General features: G+C 69.7%; 14 protein-coding genes. 8 read left to right on the top strand and 6 right to left on the bottom strand.

Annotation, left to right across the window (positions count from 1 at the left end; all coding sequences use genetic code 11):
- Positions 1-13: 13 nt before the first annotated feature.
- On the top strand, positions 14-505 hold the full coding sequence (locus PKE84_RS06555; protein WP_271176422.1) for a MarR family winged helix-turn-helix transcriptional regulator: 492 nt from the start codon (positions 14-16) through the stop codon (positions 503-505).
- 10 nt (positions 506-515) lie between these two features.
- Here PKE84_RS06555 and PKE84_RS06550 read toward each other — a convergent pair whose 3' ends face one another.
- Entirely contained in the window at positions 516-1,772 is a 1,257-nt protein-coding gene (locus tag PKE84_RS06550) for a citrate/2-methylcitrate synthase (protein ID WP_271176421.1), read from the bottom strand.
- 61 nt (positions 1,773-1,833) lie between these two features.
- Here PKE84_RS06550 and PKE84_RS06545 point away from each other — a divergent pair, with 61 nt between their 5' ends.
- From PKE84_RS06545 to PKE84_RS06535, 3 genes are all read left to right on the top strand, one after another.
- The gene (locus tag PKE84_RS06545) at positions 1,834-3,009 is read left to right on the top strand and encodes a citrate synthase (protein ID WP_271176420.1); all 1,176 of its coding nucleotides are present in this window, start codon (positions 1,834-1,836) and stop codon (positions 3,007-3,009) included.
- A 142-nt stretch (positions 3,010-3,151) separates the two neighbouring features.
- The gene (locus PKE84_RS06540) at positions 3,152-3,664 is read left to right on the top strand and encodes a mycothiol transferase (protein ID WP_271176419.1); all 513 of its coding nucleotides are present in this window, start codon (positions 3,152-3,154) and stop codon (positions 3,662-3,664) included.
- A gap of 17 nt (positions 3,665-3,681) precedes the next feature.
- Positions 3,682-4,311, top strand: a complete 630-nt coding sequence (locus tag PKE84_RS06535; RefSeq protein ID WP_271176418.1) for a putative glycolipid-binding domain-containing protein — start codon at positions 3,682-3,684, stop codon at positions 4,309-4,311.
- Between the two features lie 29 nt (positions 4,312-4,340).
- On the opposite strand, the gene PKE84_RS06530 is transcribed toward PKE84_RS06535, so the two are convergent.
- Together PKE84_RS06530 and PKE84_RS06525 are read right to left on the bottom strand one after the other, a co-directional pair.
- Entirely contained in the window at positions 4,341-5,684 is a 1,344-nt protein-coding gene (locus PKE84_RS06530) for an MFS transporter (protein ID WP_373877122.1), read from the bottom strand.
- Positions 5,681-6,112 (bottom strand): hypothetical protein, encoded by a 432-nt coding sequence (locus PKE84_RS06525; protein WP_271176417.1) that lies wholly within the window; start codon positions 6,110-6,112, stop codon positions 5,681-5,683. Before PKE84_RS06525 ends, PKE84_RS06530 begins: the two co-directional genes overlap by 4 nt.
- 62 nt (positions 6,113-6,174) lie before the next feature.
- Between PKE84_RS06525 and PKE84_RS06520 the strand changes: the two genes are divergently transcribed.
- Complete coding sequence (locus tag PKE84_RS06520) at positions 6,175-7,761, top strand: bifunctional phosphatase PAP2/diacylglycerol kinase family protein (protein WP_271176416.1); 1,587 nt, start codon at positions 6,175-6,177, stop codon at positions 7,759-7,761.
- Positions 7,758-8,141, top strand: a complete 384-nt coding sequence (locus tag PKE84_RS06515) for a nuclear transport factor 2 family protein (RefSeq protein WP_271176415.1) — start codon at positions 7,758-7,760, stop codon at positions 8,139-8,141. The genes PKE84_RS06520 and PKE84_RS06515 overlap by 4 nt, the downstream gene beginning before the upstream one ends.
- Here the strand turns inward: PKE84_RS06515 and PKE84_RS06510 are convergent.
- Positions 8,128-10,647 carry an ATP-dependent DNA ligase gene (locus PKE84_RS06510; protein ID WP_271176414.1) on the bottom strand — a complete coding sequence of 840 codons (2,520 nt, stop codon included), beginning with the start codon at positions 10,645-10,647 and terminating at the stop codon, positions 8,128-8,130. The two genes, PKE84_RS06515 and PKE84_RS06510, sit on opposite strands and share 14 nt — an antisense overlap.
- Positions 10,648-10,723: 76 nt before the next feature.
- Here PKE84_RS06510 and ku point away from each other — a divergent pair, with 76 nt between their 5' ends.
- Together ku and PKE84_RS06500 are read left to right on the top strand one after the other, a co-directional pair.
- Positions 10,724-11,665 carry a non-homologous end joining protein Ku gene (gene ku / locus PKE84_RS06505; protein WP_271176413.1) on the top strand — a complete coding sequence of 314 codons (942 nt, stop codon included), beginning with the start codon at positions 10,724-10,726 and terminating at the stop codon, positions 11,663-11,665.
- The gene (locus PKE84_RS06500; RefSeq protein ID WP_271176412.1) at positions 11,662-12,627 is read left to right on the top strand and encodes a DNA topoisomerase IB; all 966 of its coding nucleotides are present in this window, start codon (positions 11,662-11,664) and stop codon (positions 12,625-12,627) included. Before ku ends, PKE84_RS06500 begins: the two co-directional genes overlap by 4 nt.
- An 11-nt stretch (positions 12,628-12,638) precedes the next feature.
- Here PKE84_RS06500 and PKE84_RS06495 read toward each other — a convergent pair whose 3' ends face one another.
- Positions 12,639-13,004 (bottom strand): hypothetical protein, encoded by a 366-nt coding sequence (locus PKE84_RS06495; RefSeq protein WP_271176411.1) that lies wholly within the window; start codon positions 13,002-13,004, stop codon positions 12,639-12,641.
- Positions 13,005-13,159: 155 nt separating this feature from the next.
- Positions 13,160-14,962: an alpha/beta hydrolase gene (locus PKE84_RS06490; RefSeq protein ID WP_271176410.1), complete on the bottom strand. Its 1,803-nt coding sequence runs from the start codon at positions 14,960-14,962 to the stop codon at positions 13,160-13,162.
- Position 14,963 lies beyond the last annotated feature (1 nt).

The following is a 14,963-nucleotide window of genomic DNA, read 5'->3' as shown; positions in this document are numbered from 1 at the left end:
GAAAGGGCATCATATGACTTCCGTATCGAATGACGAGACCGCAGAGCAGCGCCGCCGGCGACGCGCCGGCGCGGACATCAAGCGCGCGCTGCGGGAGCTCAACAACCAGGTGGCGCTGCTCAACAACCAGGTGGGCTCCCGCGTCGACCTGCGCCCGGTCGACCTCGACTGCCTCGATGTCATCGCCTTGCACGGCCCCCTGAGCCCCAGCGAACTCGCGCACAGGGCCGGAGTGCACCCTGCGACGGTCACCGGCATCCTCGACCGCCTGGAGAAGAACAACTGGGTCGTGCGCGAACGCGAGGGTGCGGACCGGCGTGCCGTGCTGGTGCGCGCACTTCCGGATCGTGCCAGGGAGCTCTTCACGCTCTACGGCGGCATGAACGCCGCGATGGACGATCTCTTCGACGACTATTCGGAGGAGCAGCTCGCCACCCTCGCGGACTTCCTGCAGCGCGCGTCGGCCGCGGGACTGGTCGAGACGGCGGCGCTCGCCGAGGGATGACGGACGCCGTTCAGCCGCGGTAGCGTCCGACCGGCCGCAAACGCAGGGGAGTCTGGGCGTACTCGTCGAGGGCGTGCACGATCCAGCCGACCGCGCGCGCCGTGGCGAAGATCACCTCGCCGGCGTCGTCGGGCATCACGGAGGCGAGTGCCAGCCCTGCGAGAGCGAGATCGACATTCGGATGCGCGCCGGTGCGAGCGACGATCGGTGCCGCGAGGCGTTCGACCGCCTCGGCGACGGACGACGCCGCCGGATCGTCGCCGAGCATCCCGAGCAGCAGGCGTGCCCGCGGGTCGATTCCGCGGTAGAGCGGCTGGCCGAAGCCGGGGACCGGCCCGCGGCCGGCGACCATCGTGTCCGCGATGACGCGTTCGGGATGCTCGCCCGAGACGACGCGCTCGAGCATCCGGTAGGCCGCGCGACTGGCGTTGCCGTGCAGAGGCGAGTCGAGCGCGCCGAGCCCCGCGGTGACCACCGCGTACGGGTTCGCCCTCGCCGAGGCTGCGGCCCGAGCGGCCAGCGTCGAGACGGCGATGTCGTGGTCGATCAGCAGCACGAGCGCGGCGTTGAGCAGGCGCAGGTCCTGCGGTGCCGGCGGCCGGTCGCTGAGCCGCACCCACAGGCGTTCGGCGATCGAAGCGGTTCCCGCTTTCGCGTCGTCGCGGTACACGCCCGCCGCAGCTGCGGGAGCACGCGTGCGGAGCACTTCGGCCATACCGGCCACCAGCGCTTCCGCGGCAGGCACGACCGACGCGGGGTCCAGCGAGTACCGGAGTGGATCCAGCGCCGCGAACGCCGTCACGGCCACCTGCTGACGATCGCGGTCGGTGCCGGCCGGCGGCAGCCCGTCGGCGACCCGGCGCGCGGCGTTGACCGCGTCACCGCCGACGACGAATGCCGCCCCCGCATCCCACACGCCGGTGAGCGCCCAGTGGGCGACCGTCTCGAACGACGCAGAGGCGGCCAGGGCGGTCGCTTCGCGGCCGCGATAGTACAGCTCGCCGTCCGCGATGAACGCGAAGCCGGTGTCGATCACCATCAGCGGGCGGCCGTCCGAATGACCGCGCAGCTCGGCCGGGGCGGCGGCGGAGCGCTGCCGCCTGGACGCCGCGAACCGTTCGACCTCCAGCGCGTCGAACTCCGAGCCGCGTGCGGTCTTGTGACGCGCCAAACGACCGCGCGCGACGTACGCGTAGAGGGTCTCGAGCTTGACGCCCAGCCGCTCGGCGGTCTGCTCCGCGGTGAGGCGGGGGAGCTCATCGGTCATGGTGCTCCAGGTTGATCGAATCAACATTGACGCTGCGTGCGTCCATGCTCACACTAATACCATGCAGACGGACCGGATGGACGACACCCTCATCGATGTGCCCCGCGGCCTGACCAACGTGGTCGCCGCCGAGACGACGCTGGGCGACGTGCGCGGGCACGAGGGCTTCTACCACTACCGCCAGTACTCGGCGATCGACCTGGCGAGCACCCGCACGTTCGAGGAGGCCTGGCACCTGCTGCTCGTCGGCTCGCTGCCCGACGCGGAGCAGCTGGCGGCCTTCCGGTCGCGGATCGCGCAGGCGCGGTCGGTGCCACCCGGGGTCGCCGAGCTGCTTCCCGCCATCGCCGGCCTCACCGGCGACCGCGACCCGCTGGCGGGGCTCCGGATGGCGCTGGCCGCGGTCGCCGCGCACGACCGCATCCGGCCGCTCTACGACGAGAGCGAGGACGAGCGCATCGCCGACGCGATCCGGGTGAGCGCGATCACGCCGGTGCTGCTCGCATCGCTGCACGCCCTGGCCGAGGGCAGGGAGCCGCTCGCACCGCGCGACGATCTGGGCTACGTCGCCGACTACCTCCGCATGGTCACCGGCCGGGTACCGGATGCGCGGCACGAGCACGCTCTGAGCGCCTACATGACCGCCGCGATCGATCACGGATTCAACGCCTCGACCTTCGCGGCGCGCGTCATCGCCTCCACCGGCGCCGACCTCGCCGCTGCGGTCGGCGGCGCCCTCGGTGCCCTCGGAGGTCCGCTCCACGGAGGCGCCCCGAGCCGTGCCCTCGACACGCTCGACGAGATCGGCACGGGGGACCGGATCGACGAGTGGGTCACCCGCACGATCGATTCCGGGGGTCGCATCATGGGCTTCGGTCATGCCGTCTACCGAACCGAGGATCCGCGTTCACGGATGCTCCGCGGGATCGCCGAGGGCATCGGAGGTGCCAGGGTGGCGTTCGCGGTCGCTGTGGAGCGCCGGGTGCAGGAGTTGCTGGAGCGGATGAAGCCGGGGCGCGAGCTGCACACCAACGTCGAGTTCTATGCGGCCGTGGTGATGGAGCTGTGCGGGATTCCGCGGGCCATGTTCACTCCGACGTTCGCCGCCGCGCGCGTCGTCGGCTGGACGGCGCACGTCCTCGAGCAGGCGGCGGACGGCAAGATCGTGCGGCCGTCGTCGCGCTATGTGGGGCCTGCTGCGCCGGTGGCACTGCCGGCATCCCCGGTCGCGCGCTAGGGACGTCGCGCGCTCGGGACTGGACGCCGCCCGCGGCGGCCGTGGTGAGGGCTGCGGGTCCGACGACGACTCCGCTCAGGGCTGTCAGGGATGTGAGCGTACCCTGCGTAGGAGACGGCAACCCGAGACCCTGGAGGACAGCGTGACCGCATCCACCGACCTGCTCATCGACGCCTTCGACCGCATCGCGCAGGTGGTGCGCAGTACGGTGGGCGGCCTCGAGCCCGCCCTGCTCGGCGAGCGGATCGACCCCGGCAGCAACTCGATCGCGTGGCTGGTGTGGCACCTGACGCGGATCCAGGACGACCACGTCTCCGACGTCGCGGGCCAGACCCAGGCGTGGATCGACGACGGCTGGTCCGACCGCTTCGGGCTGCCGTTCGACCGCTACGACACCGGCTACGGCCACACGCCCGACGAGGTCGGCGCGCTCGAGGGCGTCGGTGCCGTGGAGCTGTTCGGCTATCACGACGACGTGCACCACCGCACCGTCGCCTATCTGCGCACCGTGACCGACCGCGACCTCGGCCGCGTCGTCGACGAGGCCTGGGACCCGCCCGTCACCCTGGGCGTCCGCCTGGTGAGCGTGATCTCCGACGACCTGCAGCACGCCGGGCAGGCCGCTTTCGCGCGCGGGGTGCTCGAGAGGCGATGAACGGGATGCGCGGCTCCGTGCGACACGTCGAGTGGATCGGCGACGACGATCCGGAGCGGCTGGAGGCGGCCACCGTCACCCTGGCGGCCGACCGGCTCGACGCCCTCGGGGTCTCCCGCACGACCGACTACGTGACGAACTGGTCGCTCGAGACCGGCGAGGGGTGGGTGACGTCGCGTCTCGACGTCGCGGTGTCCGGCCGTGGCTGGAGACGCCGCCTCGTGCTCGCGCGGGATGCCCACGGCCGCTGGACCAGCGACACCGGGACGAGTGGGCACGCGGTCCATCAGGGTGTCCCGCTCGGCGAGCCCGGCATCGCGGATCCGCTCTCGCTCGCCGGGGCGCTCGACTGCGACCTGGCCCTGTGCCCGGTGACGAACACGATGCCGATCCTGCGGCTCGGTCTGCTCGCCGCCCCGACCGAGGAGCGGCACCTCGTGATGGCCTGGGTCGCGCTCCCGTCGCTGGAGGTCGTGCGCAGCGATCAGGTGTATTCCTCGGCCGCCCCGTACGATCCCGCCGCGGGGCACGGAGTCGTGCGATATCAGAGCGCGACGCGCGACTTCACCGCAGACCTCACGGTGGATGCCGACGGGCTGGTCATCGACTACCCGCAGCTGGCCCGGCGCATCCGCGCCCGCCCGTAGCGCCGCCGTTACGGGTTCGGGTCGAGGGTTTACGGGGTCGGGGCGAGGGCGTCGTATCGGCGGAACGATCCCTGCACCCGCACGATCGTGGCCACGAGCACGATGATGATCAGCCCACCGAGGAGCGGAGGGAACCAGAGCGCGCCGGTCAGGGCGAGCACTCCGATGTAGAGGTCGCCGAGGCGCGGTCCGCCGGTGACGACCACCGTGAAGATCCCCTGCAGTCGACCGCGCATCACGTCCGGCGCCGAGGCCTGCAGGATGGTCACCCGGAAGATCGAGCTGACGTTGTCGGCCGCGCCGGAACCCGCCAGCAGCACCGCGGCGGCGATCAATGCCGGCAGATTGGCGTCGGCGATGTTCTGCCCGGTGCCGGTGAAGCCTCCGAAGGCGACGACGGCGAGCACGATGCCGAAGCCCAGGATGCACGCACCGTAGACCATGATCGCTCGCCCGACCGCGCGGCCCTGCCAGCGCACGTGGCCGAGGCGTCCCGAGAAGACGCTGGAGAGCAGCGTGCCGACTGCGCCGGCCGCGGTGAGGATGCCGACTGTGACGGGGCCGCCGCCGATCAGCAGCGCGCCGACAGCGGGGAACAGGGCGCGCGGCTGTCCGAAGGTCATCGCGATGATGTCGAGCACGAACGTCATGCGCAGATTCGGCGCCGTCTTCAGGAAGCGGAGTCCGAAGAGCACCGACTCCAGCCCGGCGCTCTGCCGCTCTCCCTCCGGCACGATGCGCGGCAGCGTGAAGATACCGAGGAAGGCCGCGGTGAACAGGACCACGTCGATCGTGTACGTCCAGCTGATGCCGACGGTGGCGACCAGCAGGCCGGCGAGCGCGGGGCCGACGGTGACCATCACGCCCATGCTGATGCCGCCGAGCGCGCTCGCCGCGGGGAGCAGCCGGGTGGGGAGCAGTCGCGGCGTGATCGCCTGCCGGGTGGCTCCGATGACGACGGACGCGACCGCGTTGATCGTGGTCAGCACGTAGAGCGGCCAGACGACCTGCACGTCGAGCCAGGCGAAGACGGCGATGCCGGCCGTCGACGTCCAGGCGACGATCGCCGTGACCAGGGCCACGATCCGGCGGTCGAAGGCGTCGGCGAGCACGCCGCCGTAGAGCCCGAAGACGATCATCGGCACGAGGGCGAACAGGGCGACGAGCGCGACCGCGAGGGTCGAGCCCGTGAGATCGTAGATGTGCAGCCCGACAGCGACGATGGTCATCTGGCTGCCGATGCCGGAGATCGCGCCGCCGAACCAGAGGCGTGCGAACGCCGGGCTCTCGCGCAGCGGGGAGAGGTCGACGAAATGACGACGACGCGTCAGCGTCGTATCGTCGGGCTCCTTCGTGACGGGCTCGCGGGTCAGAAGCGGGGCTTCTTGCTCTGCGCGACGGCCGCGAGCGAGAAGACGAGGCCGGCCGCCATGATCGTCACCGTGACGGCCTGGAGGACGACCTGCCAGAACGGCAGGAACGGCGTGACGGAGACCCAGAGCCACAGGATGGCGCCGATGAGCGTGATCACGTAGCTGAAGGTCTTGCGAGCGTAGATCGCGTTGAGCGAGACGACCGTGCCGGCCACGAACACCTGGAACAGCGGCAGGAAGTTGTCGGCATTGCCGGTCCAGGTCGTGACGACGCTGATCACCAGGAACACGAGCGAGACCAGCACGACGACCGTGGCGATGATCGAGCCGAGGGGGCCGGGCAGAACGGCGCTCAGGCTGCGGACGAGCGTGCCGTGCTCGTCGTCGATGTCGGCGGTCGTGCTCTCGTGTACGTGTGTTGTGCTCACGAAGGAAATCCTAGCGCCGAGCGCGCCCTGGCAACGAAAACGCCGCTGGGTATGGTGGGGGCATGTCCCCGCACCGCCGTCGCCGCACATCCTTCGACCTGCCGAAGCGCATCGAACGCGCCGACGAGCGCATCGCCCGCCGGATCAACGCGCGTCGCACGATCCGTGGCGCCGACGCGTTCTGGCGTGATCTCTCGACCGCGGCGAACCACGGTGTGCTCTGGTTCGCGGCAGCCGGTGTGCTCATGGCGCTGGGCAAGCCGCGCGCCGCGGCGCGCGGACTGGCATCGCTCGGCATCGCGAGCGCGCTCGCCAACCTGATCGGCAAGCAGCTGGTCGGCGGCGAGCGGCCGGCCCTCACCTCCATCCCGATCTCCCGCCGTCTCGACCGCACGCCCACGTCGCCGTCGTTCCCGTCCGGCCACACGGCCAGTGCCGTCGCGTTCGCCACGGGCGCGGCGCTCGAGTCTCCCCAGACGGGCGCTGCGCTCGCGCCCCTGGCCGCCGCCGTCGGATACTCCCGGTTGCACACCGGCGCGCACTGGGCGTCTGATGTCGCGGGTGGAGCGATCATCGGGATGACGGCCGCGCTGATCGGCAAGGCCATCGTCCCCTCGAAGCCCGTCCCGCTAGCCCGGCTGCGCGAGGCGCCGACGGCCGCCACGCTGGACCTGCCGAGCCTGCCCGACGGCGAGGGGGCGTTCATCGTCGTCAACCCGAACTCCGGACACGATGCGGGCCGACCCAGCCCGATCCCGCGGCTGCGCCACCGGCTGCCCCGAGCCGTCGTCCACGAGTTGAAGAAGGGCGACGACATCGCCGAGCTGGTGGATGCCGCACTCGCGTCGCCGACACCGCCGCGTGTGCTCGGCATCTACGGCGGCGACGGATCGGTCGCAGCGATGGCCGGCACCGCCCGGCGGGTCGACCTGCCGCTCATGGTGATGCCCGGTGGAACGTTCAATCACTTCGCCAAGGCGGCGCTGCTCGAATCGGTCGACAGCGCCATCGATGCGCTGATCGCCGGATCGGGCCGTCCGGTCGACGTGGCCGAGCTGACCGTCGCCGACGGCGAGCCGATCACGGTGCTCAACACGGCATCCGTCGGCATCTACCCGGCGTTCGTGGCCGAGCGGGAGAAGCACGAGAGGCGACTCGGCAAGCCGCTCGCGGCGGCGCTCGCCGCGGTGCGCATCCTGCGGATGGCCGACCCGATCGACGTCGAGCTCGACGGTCGCCGACAGAAGGTCTGGTCGATCTTCGTCGGCGTCGACCGGTACTACCCGGTGACGGTCGCGCCGATCGAACGACGCCGTCTCGACGACCGGCTGCTCGACATCCGCATCCTGCGCGCCGATCGCAGGCCGCGGACGCGGGGCGCGCTCGCGCTCGCCCTCGGTGGCAGGGGCGACACGATCGCCGCCCGCATGCCGTTCCTGCAGGGGCCGCCGGCGGTCGACGCGTCCACCGACGTCGAGCTCCGCGTCGTGACGTACGACAACGCGAGTGGTGACCCCGGCTACGCGCACGACGGCGAGGCATCGAAGGAGACTCCGCGTGCCGCCGACGGTTCGCATCCCCTGTCGATCCGCGTCGTCCCCGCAGGTCTGCGCCTGTACGCCCCTGTCAAGAAGGAGAACCACGGATGATCAGTGACGCCCGGGCATTCGCCGACGACTGGCTCGCCGGCTGGAACGCGCACGACCTCGACGCCGTCTTGGCACACTTCAGCGACGACGCGGTGTTCACGTCCCCTGTCGCCCGCCAGCTGCTGGACGGGAGCGATGGAGTGCTGCGCGGAAAGGCCGCGATCCGGGAGTACTGGGAGGAGGGGCTGCGACGCATCCCCGACCTCCGTTTCGAGATCGTCGATGTCTACGCGGGACTCGACACGGTCGTGATCAACTACCGCAACCAGCGCGGCGGCCTGGTCTGCGAGGTGCTGCAGTTCGACGGCGACCTGGTCGTCGCCGGTCACGGAACGTACCGTGAGTCCGGCGACAACCTCGCCGGCGCTACTCGGGATTGATGTCCGCGATCGACTTGTCGAGGCGGAGCCCCCGCCAGCTCGGCTGACGGAGCCGGTTCGTCGGCGTCCACTCGGCGAACTCCACCTCGCCGACCAGCTCGGGACGCACCCAGTGCGCGTCGCGGGCGTCGAGCGACGGCACGTCGGTGAGCGGGCTCGTCTTCCTCGGATGCGCGGAGAGCCTGGTCTTGAGATCGTCGAGCATCGCATCGGTGAAGCCGGTGCCCACCTTTCCCACGTAGCGCAGCTCGTCGCCGTCCGGGATGCCCAGCAGAAGCGCCCCGACCGCATTCGCCCGACGGCCGTTGCCGGGTCGCCAGCCGGCGATCACGACTTCGGCCATCCGGTGGTGCTTGATCTTGATCCAGGTGCGCGACCGGCGCCCGGTGGCGTAGGTGCCGTCGCGGCGCTTGGCCATCACGCCCTCGAGCCCGAGCTCCCGGCTGCTGTCGACGGCGTGCTCGAGGTCGCCGTCGAATGCCGGCGGAACCTGCACCGCGTGCCCGCGGGGCGGCGTCACGTTCTTCGCGAGCGCTGCACGGCGTTCGTCGTAGGTGCGTGAGCGCAGGGATTCGCCGTCGAGTTCGAGCAGATCGAACACCATGTAGTGCACGGGAGCGCGCTTCATGGCGGCCTCGACCTCGGCCGCCTTGGTGAGGCCCATCCGGGTCTGCAGGATGCCGAAGTCGGGTCGGCCGCGCGGGTCGAGCGTCACGATCTCGCCGTCGAGCACCGCATCGTGGTCGCCGACCACATCGACCAGCGTGCTCAGCTCGGGGTAACTGCGCGTGACGTCGTTGCCGTTGCGGGTGCTGAGGCGGAGCGCGCCGCCGCGCACCTCAGCGATCGCCCGGATGCCGTCCCATTTCATCTCGAAGGCCCAGTCCTCCTCGTCGTGCACGTCCGCGACGGAGCCGAGGGTGGCCAGCATGGGGGAGATCGGCGCGCCGGTGATCGTCGTGTCGGACGCGGTGGTGCGGGCCGACGCGGTCGTGGGCGCCTTCTTCGTGGTGCTCTTCGTGCTATTGGCGGTGCTTTTCGCGGTGCTCTTCGTGGTGCCCTTGGCGCTCTTCGCCGTGCTCTTCGTTGTGCCCGTGGCGTCATCCTGCTTCATCAGGTGGATCAGCCAGTTCTGCGCGGCCTTGCCCTCGCCGCCGGTGTGGATCAGCGCGAACTTCCGGTCGCCGCCGAGGCCGCCACCGGGCGTTCCGTGCAGCGTGACGATGACCTCCTTGTCGTCGCGCCACTTCTCGACGTCGTAGTCACCGGCATCCCAGATCGTCACGTGCCCGGCGCCGTATTCCCCATGCGGTATGTCGCCCTCGAAGGCGCCGTACTCGAGCGGGTGGTCCTCGACGTGGACCGCGAGATGGTTCTGCCCGGGGTCGGTCGGCGGTCCCTTCGGCAGTGCCCAGCTGACGAGCACGCCGTCGTGCTCCAGCCGGAAGTCCCAGTGCAGCCGACGCGCGTGATGCTCCTGGATGACGAACGTGCGACCGCTCGTGGAGTGCGGCGTGTCCTCGGGGACGGGCTCGGGCGTCTTCGCGGCATCGCGCTTGCTGCGGTACGTCGTCAGGCGGTCTTCGGCGGCGCCGTGCACCTCCTCGTCGAGGTGACCGGCCGAGAGGTCGGCCAGCGGGTCGCCGCGTCGCTTCACGCGGGCCAGCACCTCGGTGTAGTCGAGGTGGGCGAGCTTCTTGGAGGCCAGTTCGCGCCAGGTGCGCGGGGCGGCGACCGTGGGGTGCAGGCGGCCGCGCAGCGAGTACGGTGCGATCGTGGTCTTTGCCGCGCTGTTCTGGCTCCAGTCGACGAACACCTTGCCGGCACGGATCGCGCGCTTCATGTCGCTGACCACCAGATCGGGATGGTCGGCCTCGAGCGCCCGCGCGAGCTCGTGAGCGACCGCCGAGATCTGGTCGCTGGTCTGACTGCCGTCGAGCGCGGCGTACAGATGGATTCCTTTCGAGCCGCTCGTGACGGGCATCGGATCGAGCCCCATGTCGACGAGGATGTCGCGCGCGAGCTGCGCCACCTCGGCGCAGTCGACGAGGGTCACGCCCTCCCCGGGATCCAGGTCGAGCACGAGGCGGTCCGGGTTCTTCGGCGTGCCGTTGCGCGAGATCCGCCATTGCGGAACGTGCACCTCGAGCGACGCGATCTGCGCCAGCCAGATGAGGGTGGATCGGTCGTTGACCAGCGGATAGTCGTTGCTGCTGGTCTTGTGCTTGATCGTGCGGCGCTTCACCCAGCTCGGTGTGCCCTCGTCGAGGTTCTTCTGGAAGAAGACCTCACCCGGATGGTCGGCGGTGCCGACGCCGTGAACCCAGCGCTTGCGGGTGGCCGCCCGATCGCGCACGTGGGGGATCATCACGTCGGCGATCGCGTTGTAGTAGCCGATCACGTCGGCTTTGGTGGTTCCGGTCTCGGGGTACAGGACCTTGTCGAGATTGGTCAGCTTGAGACGGTGTCCGTCGATTTCGACCATCTCACTGTCGGATGTCGGCATGACAGAACGCTACGCCCGGAGGTCCGAAGTTCAATCACTGGTTGAAAAAGCCCCGGTCTACGGTGACGATGGTGCAATGAGGGCCATTTGGACGGGTGCGATCACTTTCGGGTTGGTCAACGTGCCGGTGAAGGTGTACAGCGCCACCGAGGACCATGATGTCGCACTGCATCAGGTGCACGACGCCGACGGCGGCAGGATCCGCTATCAGCGACGGTGCGAGATCGACGGGAAGATCATCCCGTACGAGCACATCGCCAAGGCGTACGACGACGGGGAACGCACCGTGGTGCTGACGCCGGAGGATCTCGCGTCGTTGCCGGCCGAGCGCAGCCGGGAGATCGACGTGGTCGAGTTCGTGCCGAACGAGCAGCTCGACCCGATCATGTTCGACCGCAGCTACTACCTCGAGCCCGACTCCAAGTCGCTCAAGGCCTACACGCTGCTGCGCCGGACACTGGAGGATTCCGAGCGCACCGCGATCGTGAACTTCGCACTGCGGCAGAAGACGCGGCTGGGCGCCCTGCGCGTGCGCGGGAACGTGCTCACGCTGCAGACCCTGCTCTGGAACGACGAGATTCGCGAGGCCAGCTTCTCGGGACTGGACGAGACGCCACGGGTGACGCAGCGCGAGCTCGACCTGTCGAACGCGCTCATGGAGAGCTTCGCCGGCGACTTCGAGCCGGAGAAGTTCACCGACGAGTATCAGGACGAGCTGCGCAAGCTGATCGACGCCAAGCTCGAGCAGGGCGATGCGATCGACACGGCCGAGACGTTCGGCGAGGAGGAGGAGAAGCGCGCGGGCGGCGGCGAGGTCATCGACCTGATGGAGGCGCTGCAGCGCAGCGTCGAGCGCAGCCGCTCGGGGTCCGGCTCCGGTGGCTCCGGGAAGTCGTCGAAGGGCTCGGCGTCGAAGAGCACGGGCACGAAGGCCTCGGCCTCGAAGAGCGGAACCGCCCGAAAGCCGGCGGCGAAGCCCGCTGAGAAGAAGACGGCAGCGAAGAAGAAGCCCGCGTGACGCGGCTGCGCCGCAGCGACCCGTCGGGTCCGGGATATCGGCGTGTCTCCTCGAAGAAGGGGCCGTCGTATCAGGATGAGGCCGGCAACACCATCGTGGACGAGCGCGAACTGGAGCGCATCCAGTCGCTGGTGATCCCGCCGGCCTGGCAGGACGTCTGGATCTCACCGGATGCCCGCGGCCACATCCAGGCGGTCGGCATCGACCAGGCGGGCCGTCGCCAGTATCTGTACCACGAGTCGTGGCGCCTGCATCAGGATCGGGTGAAGTTCGACAGGGCGCTGCAGCTGGCGGAGACGCTGCCGTCAGCGCGGCGGCGGGTCACGCTCGACCTGCGTGAGCCGGGGTTCGGCCGCGACCGCATCCTGGCTGCGGCCTTGCGCATCATCGACCTGGGGTCGTTGCGGATCGGGAGTGAGGAGTACCTGCACGCCAACGGCAGCCGCGGTCTCACGACGCTGCTCTGCCGCCACGTGAAGGTCGACGGCGACGCGGTGACGCTCACCTTTCCGGCGAAGAGCGCGCAGAAGTGGACGAGCACGATCGTCGACGAGGACGTGGCCACCCTGCTCGGCGAGGTCCTGGATGCCAGGGGCGAGCGGTCGCGGGTGCTGTCGTGGAAGGACGGCACGTGGCACACGATCCGTCCCGCGTCGTTGAACGAGTACATCCGGCGGCAGACCCGAGGCGAGTTCACGGCGAAGGATTTCCGCACGCTGCACGGCACGATCACCGCCGCTGCCGCGCTCGCGCACCTGGGCACGGGCGGCACCGACCGCGAGAAGGCGAAGCGGATGACCGCCGCCGTCGTCGAGGCGGCCGACGCCCTCGGCAACACCCCGACGATCGCCCGCAACAGCTACATCGACCCCCGCATCTTCGACCGCTACCGCGCCGGCACCGTCATCGACCTCTCGAACGGCCGTGCCCCGGAGCCCGCGCTGCTCGAACTCCTGAGCTGAGTGGCGCTGGCCTACAGCATCTGATCGTTCGGCTCGCCCTCGACACAGCGGCTATCGCCGCCGAAGATGGCGTAATTGTCACCGACGATGAAGTGCAGCAAACGCCCGTCCCGATCGGTGCCGGTCAGCCAGGCCGGTGAAGACAGAATGCGGCGCGACGGGTCAAGTTGCTCGTCGAGATCGATGCCAGCCTCGATGCCGCGTTGCGCCCAAAGCTTCTGGGCTTGCTCGGCTAGGTGCTGCGGGCTGTCCTGCAATGGGACGCCTGAACGTGTGGCCAAGAACATGAATTGCGCGCCATCGGATCCATTTGGGAGTGCGCACCAGAACCAGGAGCGCGTGTCCACTGTCCACTCGCCTCCGACGAGCTTGCTCATCGACTCATACAAGCTCATGACCTCATTTCGTGCTTGATCCGGCGTCATCTTCCGGTCTCCCTCGAAGGGCCATGCCGGACCAGAGCAAGATGCCGTCGAAAGCAGCACGAACTGGACCACAGCCGTTGCTGCGACGGTGCGAATCCATCGGCTCATCAACGAAGGCTCAATCGAGCGATATCGTCGCTCTTCTCGTGTAGCTGCTGAAGAATTCTCTCCACTGGTAGTCCGCCGTAGTGGACCTCGTCGCCCCTGCCCAAGGTGACTTTCGCCGAATCGTACATCGAGGCCGTTCCCCGATCGAGATAGCTGTAGGTGGCGGGCCCGCCGCCGCCGATCGGGCCGTGATTCGTCACGGGGCACAGGCGATGGCCGTTGTCGTCGGTTGCCGCTTCCGAACTGAACGCTGTCGCGCCGAAGGACGGATCTGTGGGGTCGACCCGACGGCTCCCGAGCTGACCAGCCGCCGCCCAACCATCGTGGCTGCCCTGCGAGGCGTAGACCTCACCGGGTGGAACGTTGAGGTCCCTTGCCGTGTGTATCTCGCCGGGAATGCCGGCCGATCCAAGGAGCACGACGTGGTCGGCGTGCGCGGAGCTCAGCGCAGCGCATGCAACGGCCGTGCCGTACGAATGGGCCACCAGCGATACCTCGGCGTCAGAAGGCTTCACGAATGCGTGCCCATTGATCAGCTGAGCAAGGCGCGCACCTCCTGCGTGAGCCCTATCGTTCGCGAGCACGGCGGGAACGTCGATGCCCAGTGGCGGCTCGTAGCCGATCCATGCGACCACGGCAGATGATGCGGCCATCTTGGGGTCAATCTTTCCCTGGGTCGACCTGAACTCGGTGCTCGCCTTCGTCAGTTTTTCGATGTCTCCCTCCACCGTCGTGTTCATGCCGGGGACCAGGAACGTCGCAGTGGTCGCAGTGTCGAGATCGCCGACCGAAACGGACGCCTTCGGGAACCGGTCCAGCACAAGCGAGATGAGCTGGCGCGGCGGCGAGCCACCGTCGTCGCCTAGAGCCGTGAGCACCGCCTTCAGCACACGGACCGTCTCGCGAGACACCCGAGTGTCGCGTCGCGAACGTTCCAGGATGCTCTCGAGTTCGCGCCGGTTGGCCTGGTCGCGCGCCCAGAACGCGACCCCGTCGAGGTTGCCGATGGCGCCGGGGATGGACGTGATGATCAGGAGCTGGCTCGCCGATGGCACGCCCTGCTCGTCGCCGTTCATACTCTTCCACCAGGTCGCCGCCGCCTCCGGCGAGAGCTCGGCGATCCGACGCGCGATGACCGGTCGCTGCTCCAGGAGCACCGCGAGGTCGGTCGCCGACAGCCCGCGGAGCATCGCCAGCAGGGCCGTGGTGTCGGTGCTGACGACCGCGGCGGCGGTGAAGCGCGTCATCCGGCCCAGCACGCCGTCGCCGCTGAGCGCGGCGACGCAGGCGGCGTCGATCTGCCGCCGCCGGGTGACCAGCTGCTCCCATTCGGCGTCGAGCCGGCGTAGGCGCGACGACTCCGTCTCGACCGTCTCGGTGAGGACCGCCCGGCGGCGGGCGTCGTCGTCGAGCGAGAGCCCTGCATCCGCGCCGATTGAAGGAATCAAAGAAACCTGCCACTGGGCGGCGGTCAGCGCCTCCCGAGCGGACCGGCGCTGCGCCTCGAGGGCGGCCTGGGCGTCTTTGAGCGGACCGAGTCGGCCGGCGTAGGTTCGCAAGGCGTCGGATTGGCCGCGAAGCCCCCGCTCCAGCAGGGCGAGTTCGGGCGTGACGGCATCGATCGCCGCCACGAAGGCGTCGCGGGCCTTCCCCGTCCAGGTGGACCCGCAGACGGTGTTGCGTGCGCGGATGGCCTCGCTTCGCGCGTCGGCGATCTCGTCGGCCTTCGCGGACCGTCCGCGGGCGAGAGCCAGGATCCCGGCCGGTTCGCCGGCGCCGGGGTCCTCGACCGTCACCCCCATG

Source organism: Leifsonia poae (genome assembly GCF_027921845.1).
GTDB classification, from domain to species: domain Bacteria; phylum Actinomycetota; class Actinomycetes; order Actinomycetales; family Microbacteriaceae; genus Leifsonia; species Leifsonia poae.
This window is presented reverse-complemented; position numbering and strand designations above follow the sequence as displayed.

Excerpts from the sequence above, each read along its gene's own strand:
- PKE84_RS06555 (WP_271176422.1), top strand. The coding sequence starts at position 14 with ATGACTTCCGTATCGAATGACGAGACCGCAGAGCAGCGCCGCCGGCGA.
- PKE84_RS06550 (WP_271176421.1), bottom strand. The coding sequence starts at position 1,772 with ATGACCGATGAGCTCCCCCGCCTCACCGCGGAGCAGACCGCCGAGCGG.
- PKE84_RS06545 (WP_271176420.1), top strand. The coding sequence starts at position 1,834 with ATGCAGACGGACCGGATGGACGACACCCTCATCGATGTGCCCCGCGGC.
- PKE84_RS06520 (WP_271176416.1), top strand. The coding sequence starts at position 6,175 with ATGTCCCCGCACCGCCGTCGCCGCACATCCTTCGACCTGCCGAAGCGC.
- PKE84_RS06515 (WP_271176415.1), top strand. The coding sequence starts at position 7,758 with ATGATCAGTGACGCCCGGGCATTCGCCGACGACTGGCTCGCCGGCTGG.
- PKE84_RS06510 (WP_271176414.1), bottom strand. The coding sequence starts at position 10,647 with ATGCCGACATCCGACAGTGAGATGGTCGAAATCGACGGACACCGTCTC.
- ku (WP_271176413.1), top strand. The coding sequence starts at position 10,724 with ATGAGGGCCATTTGGACGGGTGCGATCACTTTCGGGTTGGTCAACGTG.
- PKE84_RS06495 (WP_271176411.1), bottom strand. The coding sequence starts at position 13,004 with ATGAGCAAGCTCGTCGGAGGCGAGTGGACAGTGGACACGCGCTCCTGG.
- PKE84_RS06490 (WP_271176410.1), bottom strand. The coding sequence starts at position 14,962 with ATGGGGGTGACGGTCGAGGACCCCGGCGCCGGCGAACCGGCCGGGATC.